This is a genomic window from Streptomyces sp. NPDC007971, assembly GCF_042958635.1.
Classification (GTDB): domain Bacteria; phylum Actinomycetota; class Actinomycetes; order Streptomycetales; family Streptomycetaceae; genus Streptomyces.
The window spans coordinates 192,073-209,216 of record NZ_JBIBJK010000006.1 but is presented as its reverse complement, the minus strand read 5'-3'; the positions used below and the strand labels follow the sequence as shown (position 1 = coordinate 209,216).

Sequence of the window (17,144 nt, the reverse complement as noted above, 5' to 3'; positions counted from 1 at the left end):
TGTGAGCCGTGTTCAGGCCGACGGCAGGGCCGGGTCGATGTCGTCGATGGGGCGGCTGGTCATGTCACCGGGAAGCGCCCGGATGTAGGTCATGCCGCACCAGGCCCAGGCGGTGATGTTGCCGACCGGGTTGGGGTAGCTCGCACGGTTGTGGACCCGCATGGAGTCCATGTGGCGGATCTGGAGCTGGAGCCGCTCGCCCTGGAACCACTCGCCGCTGTAGGTGAGGTCGGCTCGGTGGTAGCCGTGGGTGCCACGCGGGTTGGTGGACTCCCCCGTCGCCACGTCGGTGTCGTGGTCGGACAGGTACATGCGCGCGTAGCACATGTGGTCCAGGGAGTTCGGCCCGGTGGGGATGGTGGCGATCAGGCGCATGGTGATGATCCACCAGCCGGTTCGCGGGCAGGTGATGGTGGGGCTGTTCAGCCAGGGGAAGAACTTGGTGGGGATGCCGAGGTCGGTCAACTTCCGGTTCCAGGTCACCGGGTGCCAGTCCTTCGTGATGTCGACGTCGAGCTGGTCGACAGTCGGCGCGATGGAACTGCCGGTGGAGCGGACGGAGCCGACGGGGAGGTTCCAGCCGGTGTTGCTGGCGTCGACCAGTTGGTTCACGGTGGTGGCGACCTGGTCGTCGTAGCGCTGCATGGCGTCCAGCCGGCTGGCGACGTCCTTGTAGGCATGTGTCTTGCCTGCCGCGTCGGTGTAGATCTGCGGCTTGGTCCCGAAGGCCGTCTCGACGCCGGTGAGTTCGTCCTGGATCTCGTTGACGTCGGCGGCCAGGACGAAGTCCCGGCCGTCCTGGTGGGTCGGGAACGTACGGATCGCGTTGGGGTAGACCTTGCTCATGGTGTCCTTACTGGCCGCCGTCTGAAGTGATGTAGATCTGGCCGGCCACGGGGATCTCCCAGTCGCGGCAGATGATGTCCTGGACACCGCTCTGCTGTCCGTCGGCGCGGGCCAGGAGCGGGATGGTCACGTACTCGACACCGGGGACTGAGTCGAGGAGCGCAAAGAGCTTGGATGCCGGGATGCGCTGGCCGAAGGAGGAGCGCTGGCTGGACAGGAGGTCCTGAAGTGCCTTCTGCGCGGCCAGGACAACTTCGGAGGCCCGGAAGGTGGAGTAGATGCCGAGGACCACAGGGCTGCTGGTCGAGCCGATGTTGACGCCGACGAGCGTGCCGGGGACGACGTCGACATACACCCCGGTCAGGGTGCGCGCCTGGACGTAGCGGGCCGTCGCGGTGAGCTGGTCGTCGGAGGGCACGGCGTTGTCCGCGCCGACGGTGGCGATGGTGATGGCGCTGTAGTGGGCGCCGACAGCCTTGGCCTTCGCGTTGCCGGGAACGGCGAGGGCCAGGTCCTCGAAGTCGCGCAGACTCACGGCTCTGTCCTGCGCGCGGAACGCCTTGGGTGCGTTGGTCCGGATCGACTCGGTGCTCTCGACTTCCCGGCCACCCGTCATGGCGGAGGAACTGGCGATGTAGATGCCGGCGATGCCTACGGAGATGTCGATGATCTGGTTGGCGTCGATGTTGCCGCGGGCGCCTCCGCCGACCCGGTAGGCGGCGTAGATGGGGACGTCCAGGTCCGGGATGGCGCCGAGCGTTCCGTCCCCGAAGGTGATCGTGACGGTGCCGGTGTCCGAACTGGTCAGAGTGAAGACCTTGTCCGTGGCCGTTGCCGTCAGGATGTCGGTGGAGACCTGCCACTCGACAGGCGCATCACTGCCGACGAAGACGCGGACGCTGTCGACGAGCGCGGGAGCGGACGGCAGGGTGAACGCCTGGCTGCCGGTGCCGTCGGACGTGCCGAGGCTGTCGACGAGAACGAGGGTCTCCGTGACCGTGTCCGCGTTGAGTGTGATGGTCTGCGATCCGGCCGTCGCCCCCTCGGTGACGGCGACCGTGGCGCTGCCAGCCGCCGCAGGGACGGTGACGGCTGCGTCCGTCTCGAAGGTGAGCGGAGCGTCGAGGCTCTCGATGAACGCGGTTGTCACCTGTGTGCCGGCCGGGATGATGACATCCGTCGTCTGGGTTGCGTCGGTGACGAAGGTGACGGATCCGGTGGCCGGGGCCGCAGAAGCCGGTGTGTATCCGAGGAGTGCGGCGTGCGCGAGCACGGAGGAGCGCTGGGTGGCGGTCTCCAGGAAGGCTTCGCGCGCGGCAGCGTCTCCGTAGTAGGAGAGAATGTCGCCCATATACGCGAAGAGGTTGACGAGCAGTACGCCGAAATCTGCCGTGTTCCGGCCGGACCATTCCGGATAGACACGCGCGGCGTGGTCGAGCATGGCCTGCCGGAAGCCCTCGAAGTCCTTCGAGGTGTAGTCGATCGCCGGCGAACTGGACGTAAGATCCGCCACGGTGAGTTTCTCCTGAATTGGGACAGCGGAATGGGTCCCAATTCGTGCACCGTATGTGGATCAGTTTATGAGGCCGGAAACCCGGAGTGTTATAGGGAGCCGCCGACCACGCGCCCGCCAGGCACGATGCGTACGCTTTCCGTCTGTTCCACCTCGGCGGCCGGCGTGGTGGTCAGTGCGACGCCTACCTCGACGTCCACGATGCCCTCCTGGTCGTCGTTGACGACCGGGCGAATCTCGGTGATGACGGCGCCGGGCTCCCATCGCGCCATGGCGTCCCGTACTGCTTCGGCGAGGATGGCCGGCGCGATGGGGTCGCTGGGCCTGAACAGTGCGGCGGAGACGTTGGATCCGAAGGCGGGCTCCCCGACGTACTCGCCGGGCACGGTGGCCACCACAGCCCGCGAGCGCTGGACGAGCATCTTGTCGGGGTTGGTGATGACGGCGACCCGGCCCATGGCGTCGAGCTGGAAGGGCATCCGCATCTGGACGGAGCCCGCGCCTGGGTAGCCGGCGACGCTGGTGACTGTCTCGGTGCCGGCGACAGGCTGGTTCGTCGAGCCGGCGTCTGGACGGCTCTGGGGCCAGGTCTCGGCGACGGCCGCCATGACCGCTGAGGCGTAGGTGTAGAAGAGGTCGGTGCGCCGGGAGGGATCGGCGATGGACGCCAGGGTCAGACTGCCGCCGACGTAGAAGCTCTCCCGCAGTCCTCGGCTGAGTTCAAGCTGGACGCCCTGCCCGCGCGAGTTGCGGTTGGCGATGTTGAGCGGGTCGTTGCCGTCGATCTCCTGTGGGGAGGCGGAGACGGTGAAGCCTGCCGCGGTGAGGCGGTCCTTGATCGCGGCCCCGAGTTCTGTATCCAGGCCGCCCAGGTACGTGGTCTGGTCGCTGCCGCTGGTGCCGTGCCACGACACCGTCCACTCGACGTTGCGCAGGACCTGGAAGATGGTGGGTTCGTCGAACCGGGTGCTGGTGATGTGCAGTGTCGAGTTGCCGCTGCTCAGGATGCCCTGGAACGAGTAGAAGGACGAGGTCTGGGTGGCGGCGCAGTAGTCGGCGAGCTGGGTGGTCGGCGCTTCGATGCCGCCACCGTGGATGGCTATGTGCGCGCCGCGCGCCTCGGGTACGACCCGCGATGAGATGAGGTAATCGGTGCCCAACGTCTGGTGCGCGGCGAGGTCTGCGTAGCTGGAGTAGGTGTCGCTCAAGGGGACGGTCCTTACGTGATGATGCCCAGGTGGACCCGCGCGTTGACGTAGAAGGCGTCCCCTGCATTGCGGGTGAAGCCGGCCGGCTTGTCGAAGTGGACTGCGCCGATGGCGTTGACGTAGCCCCAGGTCGTGATGAACGTGCCGTCGGTCTTCTGTTCCACGACCGGGTATCCGACGCGGTAGTTGGGGTTGTAGTAGCCGTCGGGCACGGTGAACGCGGTGGAGGTTGCTGCCGCGTCGGTCACGGTCAGGGCCCCGCAGATGTGCAGGTTGCCCCAGGAGTCCCGGCGGAACTGGATGGGTTGGACACCTGTGGTTCCGCCGAAGGCGGTGGTCGTCGCCCAGCCGGTCGTCAGCGTTGGGTTGGTCCATGTGTCGCTGCCGCGCAGAGGGTTGCTGGCCGACACCATCATGCCGTCGAGGGCGTTCGCGGCGAGTTGTGGGCCGGTGACCTGTCCCGGTTCGGCTGGCCAGTACACGAGGCGCCGGCCGCCGCCGTCGTAGGTGGCCCAGACGCGTTCGCCGACAGCGGCCTGCCGGGTGACCTGCCCGGACGGGTAGGCCCAGCCGGTGACGGCGTCTCCGGAGACCTGCGGTATGCGCAGGCGGACGCGCCCGAGGCCCTGGGGGTCCTGGGCGTGCGTGATGATCGCACCGTAGATGTCGGTGCTGGTGGAGGCGAGTGCCATGGGTCAGGCCCTCCCAACGTGCCGAGCGCGCCAGCGCCCGTCGATCAGTGATGAGCCGTCTTGGATGACGTCGACCAGCCCGGTCTTGGGGACGGAGTCGAGTCCGTCGATGCGGTTGCGGCCGAGGCTGACGTCGGTCCAATACACGCCGGCTGACGGCTCGTTGGGCATCACGGATATGCGGTGTGTGGTCGAGCGCACCATCCACAGCCCCGCGTCGTTGGGGCCGAGCGCGCTGCCGTCGATCTCCAGCTCGACGCCGGGCCGTAGCCGGCTGTCCCCGCGCAGCGTGCCCTCGCCGTGGACCCACAGGCGTTCGCGGCGGACTTCGGCGGCGAGTGCTTCTGCGGCCTCTGCCTGCGACGCGAACGGGCGTCCGGTGCTGTACTGCGTGACGGTGGCGTCCTGCGTACCGTCGGCGACCACACGGACGAGCGCGCCCGTGGTGGTGTTGAAGCTGTAGCCCTCGCGTCGGGTGCGGGTGCCGCCCAGAGGGTCGAGCTGCCCGGCAGTCGACTTCCAGGTCTTGACCGAGTCGGTGGGTGCCTTCGCGTAGTTGAATGCCGGCCGGTCTTCCCCCGTCTCGCGCAGGGACACCAGGGGGTCGGTGACCGAGATGGTCGTTCCGTTCGGGACCATCCGGAACCCGACTTCGTCGGCCAGGTCCCGGAGAAACAGGAAGTCGCTCGTGGCCTGCTGGGGAAGGTTCTCGAACAGCCTGCTGCTCTGCTGCACCTGCGGGCGCAGGCCGGCGCTTCGCGTGAGGTTCCGCGCCACGTACGACGCGGTCGCCGAGGGCCACAGCCGGTTGGTCTGGGACTGCATGTAGTAGGTCGGCCCGATGCAGGTGTAGACGACCGGCACGTTCACGGACGCGGCGAGTGACTGGTGGGTGTCGCTGCCCCGGACGGCGACCGAGGAGACGTATCCGTAGAACGTCGTGGAACGGACGGTGTCGCCGAAGCGTAGGGCGACGGGTGTGCCCTCAGTCATCACGCCCGTGAGGTCCAGGGACCAGCCGGAGCTGCTGGAGACGCCGCGCTGCACCTGGTGGAGCACCGTGATCTGGGCGACCTCGTGCAGCGCTTCTCCCTGGGTGATCACGGCATCCGTGACCCATTTCCTTCCGCTGAGCGCGGGGGTTTCCAGGGATATGAGCGGCCACTTGCTAGACAATCGGGATCCTCACCCTTGTGCCGACGGCTATTTCCGTCCAGTCCAGGATCTGAGGGTTGAATTCGGCTATCCGCCACCACTGGGAGGCGTCGCCGTAGTTTCGGTAGGCCACCAGATCCGCTCTGTCACCTTCAGCCCAGGTGTATATCTGCACTGTTGCGGCAAGAACTCCTGGACCCTCCGGAAGGATCACGTTACGGGACTTTCCGTCGCTTCCGGTAATGATCGTGGTGGCGCTGGCCGCATATCGAGAGTTCGCGGGAATCACGGCTACTAGTTCACCTTCGTCGACAGGTCAACCGAAAGACTGAGAGCACAGCGCTGGGGAATCATCTCTCGCGAGAAATGGGTGTAGGTGACGGTCAGGCTTGTCACAGTCCCGTAGTACGACAGGGTGTTGTTCGCCAGCAGGCCGGCACCGGACGACGACCCGCCAAAGAAGAAATTGCATGCGTTGGGCTGCATCGCCTGGAGCGACTTCTGCTGCGCGCCCTTCGCGGTGACGTCGTAGGCCCCGGTGATGTTGTAGAGGGCCTCGACATCGGCGAGCACGCCCTTCGTTGCGGCCTCGTCGTAGAAGTTCGGGCTGGCCCCGTACATCTCGTACGTCCGGTCGAAGAGCAAGTCGAACTGGAGCGTACCGATGCCCTGAGCGCCGATGACGTTTCCGTCCGTCGACCGGTCGGCCGCGGACAGGTTGTATCCCAGACTGTGGCTGATGCTGATCGTGGACGGGTTGAACAGGAAGTCCAGCGTCAGGTAGCCGCCCGTGACGGTCTTCTCTTCGCGATAGATAGATCCTCGCCAGAACCCCGAGTCTTTCTTCGCGGCCACCCCGAGTGCCGGGATGCTCCGCATGCGGGGGTCGAACTGCGGGTTCTTCGGGTTGACGGCCATCAGACACCTACTCCGAGTTGCTTGATGCGGTTGTCTGCGGCGATGCAGTCGACGACCTTCTTGGCGGCGTCGGAAGCCGCGCGGTCGGACATCGCTCCAGTGACGTGGATCTGGATGGCGCCCTGGGCGAAGGAGAGGGACACACCGCCGCCCGCCGATCCCGTGGCAGCCGATGCCGCGGCGCCGGCCGGGGATACGACGTTGACCGAGTCCTTGATGAGCGCCTGGCGAATCGTTTCTGCCTTGGCCGCCGGGATGATCATTTCTCCCTTGTGGACCTGCGCGGTGAGGTCCTGGGGGATCTCCCAGGCGCCCGAGGCGTACCAGTGGGGGCTGCGCTTCTGCCACAGTTCCCACGCCTTCGACGGCTTGCCGTAGTCCGGCCGCTCGGCGATGTAGTCCAGGCCCCACTCGATCTGCGTGGCCGGGTTCGTCTTCCAGTCCTTGCCCTTGGAGGCGTACTTGCTCGCAGGCAGCGCCTGGGCAATGCCGTACGCGCCTGAGCTGTGGTTTGTGGCCTTCTCGTCCCAGTTGGACTCGTGGTCCCACAGCTGGTAAAGCGCGTTCCACTCCTTCCCCGTCCAGCCGCGCTTCGCCGCTAGCTTCTTGCCGAGTGCGGCGTTGCCCTTCGGGTTCGAGGGGGCGCTGGCCACAGTGGTGGCACTGTCGGCGTTGATCGACGTCCCGGTGCCATTGGTCTGGGGCCCCATGGTGTAGGCCCCGCCGCCGGCGAGAGCAGCGGCGATGGCGTCGACTTCCTCCTGGCTGGCGCTGGTGCCCACTCCCGCGTACGAGCCAGAGTTGCCGGACCCGTCAGCATCAGTCTGGTTGGTTCCGGTGTTGTAGTCCGCCACGGCGCCGACAGAACTGGCGACCCGGCGGACGGCCTTGATCTCACCGAGGCTGTAAGAGCGAACGCGTACATCCAGGCCCGTGTGCGGCGCCTCGACCAGCTTGCCGTTGCCGATCGCCATCATCACGTGGCCGGGCTCGGGGAAAAGGAGGTCACCGGGCTGGATGTGCTGCTTGTCGACCTCGACGCCGACCTTCATCTGACTCTGCGATGTCCGAGGCAGGTTGATGCCAGCCGAGCGGAAGGCCCACTGCATCAGTCCGGAGCAGTCGAAGCCCTTCCCTTCCTGCTCGCCGCCCCATACGTAAGGGACGCCGACCTGGGTGAGGGCAGCCGAGATGGCCTTGCCGGCGTTGCCGTTGGCGACATGGCCCGCGGTGGGCTTGGAGGTCTTGTCGTGGCCGCCGGAGGACGAGGAGGACGCGGAGCTTGCGGCACCACCGAAGATGCCGGTGGGCAGCAGGCTCTTGCCGAAGTTCCAGATGCTCTTGATCTGGCTAACCGGCTCCTTGGTGGCCGTAGCCCACGCACCCGAGGCACCGACGACCTGCTTGATGCCCGGCAGTTCGAGGAAGCTGTTGATCGCGCCCTCGAACTTTTGGACGGCGTGGGTGGCCGTCTCCAGGTTGTGTGCGAAGGAGTCGCCCATGTTGGCGTCGTGCTGCCGCTCCTGCGCCTCGAAGTCCTTGCGCGTCTGCCCCAGACTCTCGGAGACGCCGTACTTGCTCAGCTTGCTGCGGGCCGCTTCGCCCTTCTTGCCGGTTTGTGATGCGTCGGCGATGAGCTTGTCGGCTGCGGCGGAGGACATGTGGGAGTTCTGGAGCAAGGTGTTCCTGCCCCGCATGTACTCCTTGAGGTTGTCGATCGTGTCGGCGTCCCAGCCGGATGCCTGCCCGAGCTGGTCGACGTTGTAGTCGAGCACCTGGCCCGAAGCGGTGGCCGCCGCGAACTTCTTGCTGGAGATCGACTTCGACCCGAAGGTGCGGGACATGATGTTGTCGGCGAGCGTGCCGATGCCCGTCGCCTTGCCGCCCCGGCCAATGGTGGGCCCGTAGCCGAGACGCTTCGCCGCAAGCGACGCCTGCGGGTTGTACAGGCTGGAGTACAGCTTGGCGCCGGTCTCCGCGTCCAAGCCGGCGACGTACGCGGCACCGAAGGCGTTGCCGCGCACAGCGGACTGCGCGGATGTGCCGTAGGTCAGGCCGAAGTTCTTGTCGAGGAGGAAGTTCGCGTTGCTGGCGTCCTCGGTGGACTTGGCGACGACCATGCCGTAGCTGTGGTCACGGATTGCGTTCTTCCAGCCCCACTTGTCGTAGCCCGACGGCGCGCCACCGGAGGCGATGGAGGCCCAGTTGGTGTACCGGTCCATCTCCTCCATCTGCGGCTTCATACGGTCGCCGTACTTCACCGCCTGCTGGTAGACGGCGTTGGCCGGCCCCTTGCCCAGGGTCGAGGGAGGGCTGCCGTCGATGCCGTTGGTCGCCTCGTCCGACGGCACCGTCGCGGAGAAGCCCTGCGGCGGAGGCGCGGTGTAGTTCTGCTGCTGCTGGCCCAGGTTCAGGACCGAGCCATTACGGGTGGCGTAGACGCCGCCGCCGCTGACTCGGGCGCTGGAGAGGCCGGCACTACGGTTGTAGGACCACATCCGCTGGCCGATGCGCAGGCCGTACGTCGGGTTGTTGGCAATGTTCTGCCGTCGTATCGCCTCGTCGAAGAGGGAGCCGTAGTAGGCGTCGGCGTTCGTCTGACGGGCCTGCGCCACTCGTTCCGGCGTAACGCGGGACACCAGGGCCGGGTTGATGCCAGGGTTCCGGCTCTGCTGACGAGACTGTCGCGCCGCCGCGCGAGCCTGGGCTGCCGCCTGGGACGCAGAGATGTTCTGCTGGTACTGCTGGCTTGCCTGCGAACCGTAGGTGGCCGCGAAGTTCTGCTGCGCGTCCAGGCCCTGCTGGTTCACCATCTGCTGGCGGCTGGCCCGCGCCTGTGCGGACTGGGCCTGCATCTGGGCCTGCATCTTCGCCCGCTGCTGCCGGCCGGCCTCCCGAGCCTGCGCCGCTGCCAACGAAGCGGACATGTGCTGCGACAGCCCGTTGTCCTGGTAGCCCCAGCCCTGCGCGGCGACCATGGCCTGCTGGCTGAACGCCTCCTGCCGCGAGACTCGCGCGGCAGACAGACTCTGCTGCGCCGCGATCTGGGCCTGGTGCCGCGCGGCCAGGCGGTCGGCCATGGGCCCGCTGTAGACCCGTCCCGTCGTCGGGTGCGTGAAGGTGCCCCCGGCCTGGGTGACGGTGTTGGCCGGCGGGTGGGAGATCGGGGCAGGGTTGATGCGGGTCGTCTGGTTGGCGGCGGGGAATGCCTGCGTCGGCATGCCACGGAAGGCCGCCCCTCGCGTGGCCGAGTTGATCGCACCCTGGAGGGCTCGGTTGAGGGCTGCGACGTTGGCGCCGAGCTTGTCGATGTCGCTGGCGACCTTGTCGGCCGCCCGCTGCATCCCGTTGGTACCGAGGAGGCGACCCCCGAATGTGGGCTCGCCGCGGTTGATCTCGTTGTCCTCAGCCACTGGAAGCCGCCTCCCTTCTCTCCTTGACCCACATGGCCAGGTCGCGCCAGTACTCGCGCTCGCTGACGGTCAGTTGCTTGATCTCGCTGAGCTGCCACTCGGGGTGGGCGTAGGCGAGGGTGGTGTAGTCAGCCCGTGCTGCTCGGGCGTCAGAAATCGCGAAAGATGTCCGCTACCGAGAGCGGCAGCGGAACCTCGCCTCCGCACGCCTCGTGCTCGATCGACACATCCAGCAGCCGGGGACCGGGCTGGGTGGCGGCGAGCTGCTTGAGGATGTTGCGAATGTCTCCCATGCCGAGCGTCCTGGTCAGGTCCGCGCTGCCGGGCGTGACGTTGCCCTGTGCGTCTCGGACCTCCACCAGGCAGCGCCCCAGCAGGAAGGAGTTGCGCTCGGCGTCGTTCGCCTTGGTGAGCGCGAGCATGGCGGCCTGGTCGGCGCCGGTCGGGTAGCGCACGATCGCGCAGCCGCCCTTGCGCATCGGAATCGTCAGCCGGCTGGACGTTGCCGTCTTGGGCTGGATGTCGCCGAGGGAGATGGTGGCCGCGAAGTCCTCGCCGCATGTGGGGCAGATGATCTCGGAGAACTCCATCTCGTCCCCGAAGGTGACCCTGCGGATGGCGACGACCAGGGCATCGCGGTCGCCGAGCAGGAGCTGCGGCAGGACATCGGAGGTGGCCGGAACGTCGCCGATGCGGACGGTGCCCAGCTCCAGCAGTGTCTCCAGCAGGCGCAGGGGGTTGGATCGGACGCGGGCCAGGGCCTCCTCGTCGGCGCCGGTCAGCTCGCGCACCTCGGCCTCGGTGATGACGTGGTTCTCGCGGACCAGTCCGGCGGGGAGGGTTATGAGGCAGTCGGGCGGCGTAGGGATGGCCGGCGGCTCGCCGGCTGAGTCGGTGAGGAGGCTCTGGATGGCGGCGGTCGCGCCCTGCGTGTCACCGAGGACGTCGACCTGCCGGCCACCAGCGGGGGAATCGAAGGTCCAGTCGTACTGCATTTCAGACATGAGTGATTTCCTTGTGCCGGGGATTACTTGATGACCGCGTAGGAGTTCGGGCCGTAGGAGTCGGCCACCTTGAAGTCCCAGCCCTCATGCGCGAACGTGAGCTGGGAAACGGCGAATGTATTGCTTCCGGCGTCGAGGTCGCCGAATGCAACCGAGGTAGGCCAGGCGTTGTAGAGACGCCACACTGCCTTTACGGCGGCCTTGCTCTTCGTGACCGGGTGGTCGATGAGCATGATGTCGATCGTGGCCCGGAATTCGCTGCCAGTGTCACTGCCAGAGCCGTTGCCCTGCATGACATCGAAGAGCTGGTACATCCAGTTCACGAGGTTCTGGTCGCCCGGCATCATTCCCTTGGAAAGGGTGACGGGGCTGAAGTCGCTCTGACCCAGGTGCTGTTACCTCTCCAGTTTCCCGGAGCGGGCTGGTCATTTCTGCCAGCCTCTCACGCTCTCACGTGAGTTCGGACTCTATCTTCACCCCTGTGGGGTGTCCCGTACATAGTCTCTGAACCTTCCCGTCGGTTTCCCAGGCGGGCTCGGCTGCTGATTTTCCCTACCCTCGGACTTCTCAAGCCGTCGCGCTCGGGCTTTCGCCCCACGCTGTGGCGCCGAGGTCTAACAGGACGTCCCAGCAATTCTCGGGATTTTCACTCGCTACTTACGCAGCGAGGGCCCAGTCAATTCGAGGCATCTTCTGGGTGGTCGTGTTCATGCCACCGGCCCGGTATGCGATGACGTCGGTCGTCACGCTGAGCCCGCTGACGGACATGAAGCCCAGCTTCGGGTAAGCCTGCGAGAGCTTCCCGACCTGAGAGATCTGGACGTGGAACTTGAACGAGCGGAGGGGGTCCGTCTGTCGCGCGGCCAGACTCTGGCTCTGCGAGACGGTCTTGAGGGTGGATGCCATTCACTACTCCCGTAGCACGAGGTGCGCCGGGTAGTGCTCTGTGTGCGGTGACCGAGTGGGGATTCAAGGGGTTACGGCGGGGCCGGGCCAGTTACTGACCCGGCCCCGATTCCTTATGCGGATTCGGTGACCGTCGCACCGCCGTCGTACTGGCTGATGTGGATCGCGACGTACTCGGCCGGCCGTGCCACCGCGATGCCCACGTCGATGTGGACCTCACCGTTGTCCACCGTGCTGGTGGTGTTGTTGGTGTCGTCGCAGATCACCTGGAACGCGGAGTCCGGGGTCGCGCTGGCGAACATGCCCGCCTGGGCCTGCGTGGTGAGCTGCTGGGTGAGGGTGGCCGCGATGGAGTGCCACAGGTCCGGCGTGTTGGGCGCGAAGACCGCCGAGCGCGTGAGGTCGACGAGGATCTTGCGCGTGTACGTCAGCAGCCGGCGAACGGCGATGTAGCGGTCGGGGTAGCCGGACTTGAGGGTCCTCGCGCCCATGATGCAGATGCCGCTCTGGGGGATCTGCCGGATGACGTTGATGCCCCAGGCGTTGAGGTTGTCGAGCTGGGCGTTGGTGAAGCGCAGCTCGGTGGAGTACACCCCGCTGAGACGGCTCAGGGTGCCGGCGGCCGACTGGTGCGGTCCGTAGAGGGTGTCGGTCTGGGAGATCTTGCCCAGGACCGCGCCTCCGGGCGGGAGGATCCGGGTGGCGCCGGACGCGACCGAGGCCGGGTCCGCGCTCACCAGCCAGGGCCCGTAGACGCCGACATACGAGCTGGACGTCAGAGGCGCCGGGGAGGAGCCGGAGTTCGCCGCGGGCGAGAGCTTGGCGTAGTTGGTGACGGCCGTCGGAGCGTCCAGCGACACCGTCTGCGGTGCGTCCACCACCAGGAAGCCGTAGCCGTAGTCCTCGATCCAACTGATGATGTTGTTGAGGACCGCGGTGTCCGTGACGCCCGGAAGGTTGATGTTGACGATCTCGCCGGTCGCTTCGAGCTGCTTGGTCGCGGCGACCAGGTCGGGCGAGGCGCTGCCGTCGATACCGCCCGTCAGTGGCGTACCGGTCTGGAGGGCGGGGGTGAGGGCGGCGGACCAGGCGTCGGTGGCTACATAGTCGGCCTTGACGAACGCGCTGCCGGTGACCGGGGAGTTGATCATCGCGACCAGGTTCCGGGAGTCGGCCGGGTCGAGGGAGACGTCGTTGTACCGGTCGGCGATGTACGCGTCCCCGGTGCCGCCGACCTTGACGGCCATGTTGAATCGGCCGGCGCCCGTGTTGGCGTTGGAGATGTCGACGTAGATCTGGTTGCCGAAGGCGCCGGCTGCGCGGGCGGTGAGGGTGAGCAGCGCCTCGGGGGTTGCCTGTCGGTCGTTCAGGGTGACGTGGGAGGCGACCGAGTCGGACGGGACAGCGCGGCAGACGTACGCCTTGCCACCGCCGTTGGCGAAGTACGAGTAGACCGCGTAGGGCAGGAGGTTGGTGCCGTTGCCCCAGCCGCCGTAGACGAGGTTGAACTGCGACCAGGAGGTGATCAGCGTGGGGACGGCCGGACCGAAGTTGTGGGCGCCGACGAACGCGGCGATGGCCTCGCCGGGGCTCGACGTGACGGGGTTCGATATTGCATCCAGCGTCTCGTCCACGTAGATGCCGGGGCGCAGGAAAGTCGCCATAGAGAAAGCTCCTTTAAGGGCCTACTGGCCGAGGGGATGAGTGGTGAGTTCGACCGTCTGGACGGGCTTGATTTCGGCGATCTCGTCGAGGAGTTCAGCGCTCACGTGCAGCAGGTAGTCGACCTGCCACAGGCGCTTTCCCTGGGAGTCGCGGCCCTCGTTGAATTCGGGTCCGCCTGCGACTTCGAGACGCCTTACGGTTCCGTCCTGCGGAACTTCCAGGTAGGCCCAGCGCGGGTGGAGATAGTCCCTAGCGGAGAGCATTTGGGCGATGTTCGCCGCGTGCCGCTGCTTTCGCGTGTAGACGGTGACCTGGTACTCGAACATGTACGGGATGGGATCCGCCGCCAAGTAGGACTTGGTGCTGTCGTATCCCTCCGGGGTATATCCGAGTTCGACGGTGCCGCGGTGTTCCCGATCGTGGTCGGGCTCTACGCGGGTGCGCTCGATGACGATGAGCGGGAAGGTCGCTGTCGCCAGCTCGTTTTCGGGGAGACGGAATCGGACATCGACCGGAAGGCCCTCGACGGGTGCGTTGGTGTCCTTGACAACCAAACCCTGGAGCTTCACCTTGATGGCGGCATCCTCGTTGGTTATCCAGGGCATTATTCGGGCCTTCCGGTGATTACGTCACGATTCCTCCGAAGTCAGGATTACAGCATTCGCAGGAATCTGTTACAGGCCCGGATTTAGGCAGCGGCAGCCCAGACGTTGTTCGCGTCCGGAGTCGCGCTCGTCATCGTGTAGCTCGTCGGCAGCGAGGTCTGGCCCGACGCGGAACGGCAGAACCTGTAATTGCCGGCGGTGAGGTGAGCATTTCCGGGGGTGAAACTGCCGAGGGTGCTGCCACACGCGAAAGTGGGGCTCGTCGTCCCGTTCACCAGGAAGGCGATGTAGTACTTACCTGCCGCCGCGCTGTACGACGACGTGAGCGCCATGGTCTTGTCGCCTGCGGAATTCCACGTCGTCGACATGTCGGCCGTCACGCCAACGCGCGTGCCGCTGGAGGTGTAGAGCCCGGCCAGGCACTGGCTCGCGGTCAGGCCGGTGCCACCGCTGCCGAGGTTCGCGCACAGGCTCGTGATCGTGGCTGCGTTCCGCAGGACGATCTCGACGAAGTAGATGTATCCCGTGCTGAGGGTGGTGCCGGCCGTGGAGCAGGAGGCCGGGTCCATCGTCCAGGCGACCAGGCCGTGATCGCTGGGGCGCCACTCGTTTCTGGGAACGGTGGACAGGTCGACGACGGCACCACCCGCGGTGCGCACCTTCGGGACACCGCCCTCGGAGTACAGCAGTGAGCCGCCCGTGGGGTTGGTCGTCGGGGCCGGGGACGCGTCCTTGATGCCGAGGACACCGCCGCCTCCGCCGAGGTCGGGGGTGGCGGAGCCGATCTGGATGCTGCTGGTGTGCAGTGCCTGGCCTCGGTGAATGATCTGGCCGGCGGCGTTGATCTCGAACGCGACGTTGCCGTTGGTGTCCCGGAACTTGACGAGGGACTGGTTGGGCGAAGACGCCGCCGTGACCTCCAGGCCGACGGTGTCGGGGTCGTTCTGCTGGATGAACAGGCGACCCGCGTTCGCGGGCCCGTTGATGGCGAGCGTGCCGGTGACCAGGTTGTCGACCATCCAGGCGCCCTGGCGCAGAGTGGCCGGACCGGGGCCGGTGTGGGAGGTCGCGTAGATGTAGCCCGCCAGGCCCTTCAGCGAGGAGTCTGCGGTGATGATGCCCTCGCCGTACGCCGGCAAGCCGTACCCGTAAACGTTGGTGTCCGTACGCTTCCGCTTTCGCAGATAGACGCCGTCGCCTTCGTCGGTACCGTTTACGTTTCCATTTCCTTCGATCGTGTAAATGAAAACGGAGTCGAAGGCGTAAACGAGCCCAGTGTGGTCAGCTCCACTTGGGCCCAGCATGACTTGTGCCCCGACCGCCGGATACCAGCTCCATCGGTTGGCCGCCTGCCACCAGGTAATGGAGGCAGAGCAATCCGCGGTGCGAGGGAAGAGGCTGGCGACACCGGCTCGCATAGCTACCCACGAGACGAATGTGTCACACCACGACTGGCCATCCGCCCAGGCGAGGGTGGGGACTTCGTAGGCGTATCGGGTGAGGTTGTTCCAGCCGCCCTCGACATACCCTTCGTGAACGCCGACCTGGCTCTTGGCTACCGCTATGACAAGCGGCATCTGAGGAATAACCATGGGAACTCTCTGTCAGCTCGAAAGGAGCGCGTTGATGACTCCTGCGACGTAGGAGTGGCCGGCGTCTGACATGAAGAATGCGTCCGTACCTGCGGCGCCCGGATTTGCGGTATCGCCCCAGTACGACAGGGAGTTCCAGTAGTTCCACGAGTTCCGACCGAGAGCCCAGAGGTCGATGACTGCCGCCTGGAAAGTGCGGGCGAGAGCGTGGGCGCGGTCGACAAAGTCCTGATAGCAGAAGGTCGCGGTGTCTGCTGTTCCGACGTGAGGGAGAACAATGACGATGTCGGTGGCGCCGGTTGCGGCTCCGCCGTCTCGGATGTTGCTGAGGTGCTGGCGTACGTTGGTCGCCCAGGCGTCTGCGTCGATTCCGCTGACGATGTCGTCGAGGCTGACCGCGTAGATGACGACGTCGGCCGGGTAGGACGGTCCGCCGTTCCACGGGACCTTCAGCGTCGGCAGGTATTCGCTCGCAATGGCGTAGCGGCGGCCGAAGTTGTTGAGCACGACGCCCGTGGCGTTTTCGCCGGCCACACCGCAGACGGAGAGGTACTGGCTCGCGGTGCCGGTGTGCGTGAGCTTGACCGTGTGTGTGCCGACGGCCAGGCCGGTGATCTTGGTGGTGATGACCGCGAGGCCGGTGGTGGCCGTGTCGGTGACGGCGACCGCCGTGGCGCCGTCGATGCTGTAGGACCAGGGCGAGTGCTGGCCGTCCGCGCCGAGCGTGTAGATCGTGACGCTCGTGCCTCTTACCGTGAAGGTGAGGTTGTCGCCGGGCGTCTTGGAGTACACGTAGCCCCAGCCGGGGCCCGCCATGAAGCCGCCGATGGCCCAGGTGCCGACCTGGCCGATCAGTTCGCTGGTCCAGGAGGCGGTGCTGGTGTAGCCCATGATGCCCAGCGAGCTGAGCAGGGAGGTGTAGTAGCCGCTTCCGCCGTCGCCATAGGTGCCCTGGAGCGACGTGGTGAGGACGCCCGGCCAGCCCTTGGCGCGCAGCTTGGATGCGGGGAAGCCTGCGGCGGCTGCACCGCCGACGACGGCGACGGTCGCCTTGCCTGCCCCGGTCTTCGCTGCGTCGCGCTTGACCCGCCAGAACTCGCCCCAACTCGGCGGTACGTAGTAGCCCTTCGTGGTGGCGAGGGCGGTGTTCGGGTTCGACGAGCCGCCCCCTGCGCTGGCCGGGAGCTGACTCGCGAGGAGCTTTCCGTCGGTGCCGAGGGAGGCGAGCCCGCCGGCTACGGCGACCTGGGAGACGTCCAGGACGGTGTGGCCGCCCTGGGAGAGGGAGCCATCCGTACCGAGCAGGCCAGGGCCGACGCGCTTCAGGTTCACGTCGGGGTCCGCAGAGCCGGTACCGAACGCGACGACGGCGTCCGAGCCGACCTGGAGGCGCGGCTTGGTGTCGGAGGTCTGCTTCACCGTGATGGCCTGCCCCTGGCTCGCGGACAGCGTGAGGTTCACGGGCTGGCCGAGCTGCTGGTAGCGGGCGTCGGCCTGGTCGGAGGTGACGTAGTCGGTGGAGGTGGTGGTGCCGGTGGTGACGGTGTCCGCGTAGGTGGTCAGACGCTCCTCGACGAAGGCGTCAGGACGTTCGTAGGTGGCCAATGGGGCTCCTTGATGTGCCGGG

General features: G+C 66.6%; 15 protein-coding genes. All 15 read right to left on the bottom strand.

Features of this window, described 5'->3' with window-relative positions:
• Positions 1-12 precede the first annotated feature (12 nt).
• Complete coding sequence (locus ACFZCP_RS14665; RefSeq protein WP_391427300.1) at positions 13-846, bottom strand: hypothetical protein; 834 nt, start codon at positions 844-846, stop codon at positions 13-15.
• A 7-nt stretch (positions 847-853) separates the two neighbouring features.
• Complete coding sequence (locus ACFZCP_RS14660; RefSeq protein ID WP_391427298.1) at positions 854-2,359, bottom strand: baseplate J/gp47 family protein; 1,506 nt, start codon at positions 2,357-2,359, stop codon at positions 854-856.
• A gap of 89 nt (positions 2,360-2,448) precedes the next feature.
• Positions 2,449-3,567: a poly-gamma-glutamate hydrolase family protein gene (locus ACFZCP_RS14655; protein ID WP_391427296.1), complete on the bottom strand. Its 1,119-nt coding sequence runs from the start codon at positions 3,565-3,567 to the stop codon at positions 2,449-2,451.
• A gap of 11 nt (positions 3,568-3,578) precedes the next feature.
• Complete coding sequence (locus ACFZCP_RS14650; RefSeq protein ID WP_391427294.1) at positions 3,579-4,259, bottom strand: hypothetical protein; 681 nt, start codon at positions 4,257-4,259, stop codon at positions 3,579-3,581.
• A gap of 3 nt (positions 4,260-4,262) precedes the next feature.
• Entirely contained in the window at positions 4,263-5,435 is a 1,173-nt protein-coding gene (locus ACFZCP_RS14645; protein ID WP_391427292.1) for a hypothetical protein, read from the bottom strand.
• Positions 5,428-5,703 carry a tail protein X gene (locus ACFZCP_RS14640; protein WP_391427290.1) on the bottom strand — a complete coding sequence of 92 codons (276 nt, stop codon included), beginning with the start codon at positions 5,701-5,703 and terminating at the stop codon, positions 5,428-5,430. Before ACFZCP_RS14640 ends, ACFZCP_RS14645 begins: the two co-directional genes overlap by 8 nt.
• A 5-nt stretch (positions 5,704-5,708) precedes the next feature.
• On the bottom strand, positions 5,709-6,332 hold the full coding sequence (locus tag ACFZCP_RS14635) for a hypothetical protein (RefSeq protein WP_391427288.1): 624 nt from the start codon (positions 6,330-6,332) through the stop codon (positions 5,709-5,711).
• On the bottom strand, positions 6,332-9,745 hold the full coding sequence (locus tag ACFZCP_RS14630; protein ID WP_391427286.1) for an NlpC/P60 family protein: 3,414 nt from the start codon (positions 9,743-9,745) through the stop codon (positions 6,332-6,334). The genes ACFZCP_RS14635 and ACFZCP_RS14630 overlap by 1 nt, the downstream gene beginning before the upstream one ends.
• Before the next feature lie 149 nt (positions 9,746-9,894).
• Entirely contained in the window at positions 9,895-10,749 is an 855-nt protein-coding gene (locus tag ACFZCP_RS14625) for a hypothetical protein (RefSeq protein WP_391427284.1), read from the bottom strand.
• A 23-nt stretch (positions 10,750-10,772) separates the two neighbouring features.
• Positions 10,773-11,138 carry a phage tail protein gene (locus ACFZCP_RS14620; protein WP_383539924.1) on the bottom strand — a complete coding sequence of 122 codons (366 nt, stop codon included), beginning with the start codon at positions 11,136-11,138 and terminating at the stop codon, positions 10,773-10,775.
• Positions 11,139-11,406: 268 nt separating this feature from the next.
• A complete protein-coding gene (locus ACFZCP_RS14615; RefSeq protein WP_391427282.1) occupies positions 11,407-11,655 on the bottom strand; it encodes a phage tail protein in 249 nt (82 codons plus the stop codon).
• A gap of 113 nt (positions 11,656-11,768) precedes the next feature.
• On the bottom strand, positions 11,769-13,319 hold the full coding sequence (locus ACFZCP_RS14610; protein ID WP_391427280.1) for a hypothetical protein: 1,551 nt from the start codon (positions 13,317-13,319) through the stop codon (positions 11,769-11,771).
• Positions 13,320-13,340: 21 nt separating this feature from the next.
• On the bottom strand, positions 13,341-13,925 hold the full coding sequence (locus ACFZCP_RS14605) for a hypothetical protein (protein WP_391427278.1): 585 nt from the start codon (positions 13,923-13,925) through the stop codon (positions 13,341-13,343).
• Positions 13,926-14,008: 83 nt separating this feature from the next.
• Entirely contained in the window at positions 14,009-15,064 is a 1,056-nt protein-coding gene (locus ACFZCP_RS14600) for a hypothetical protein (protein WP_391427276.1), read from the bottom strand.
• 465 nt (positions 15,065-15,529) lie between these two features.
• A complete protein-coding gene (locus ACFZCP_RS14595) occupies positions 15,530-17,122 on the bottom strand; it encodes a hypothetical protein (RefSeq protein WP_391427274.1) in 1,593 nt (530 codons plus the stop codon).
• Between the last annotated feature and the right edge of the window lie 22 nt (positions 17,123-17,144).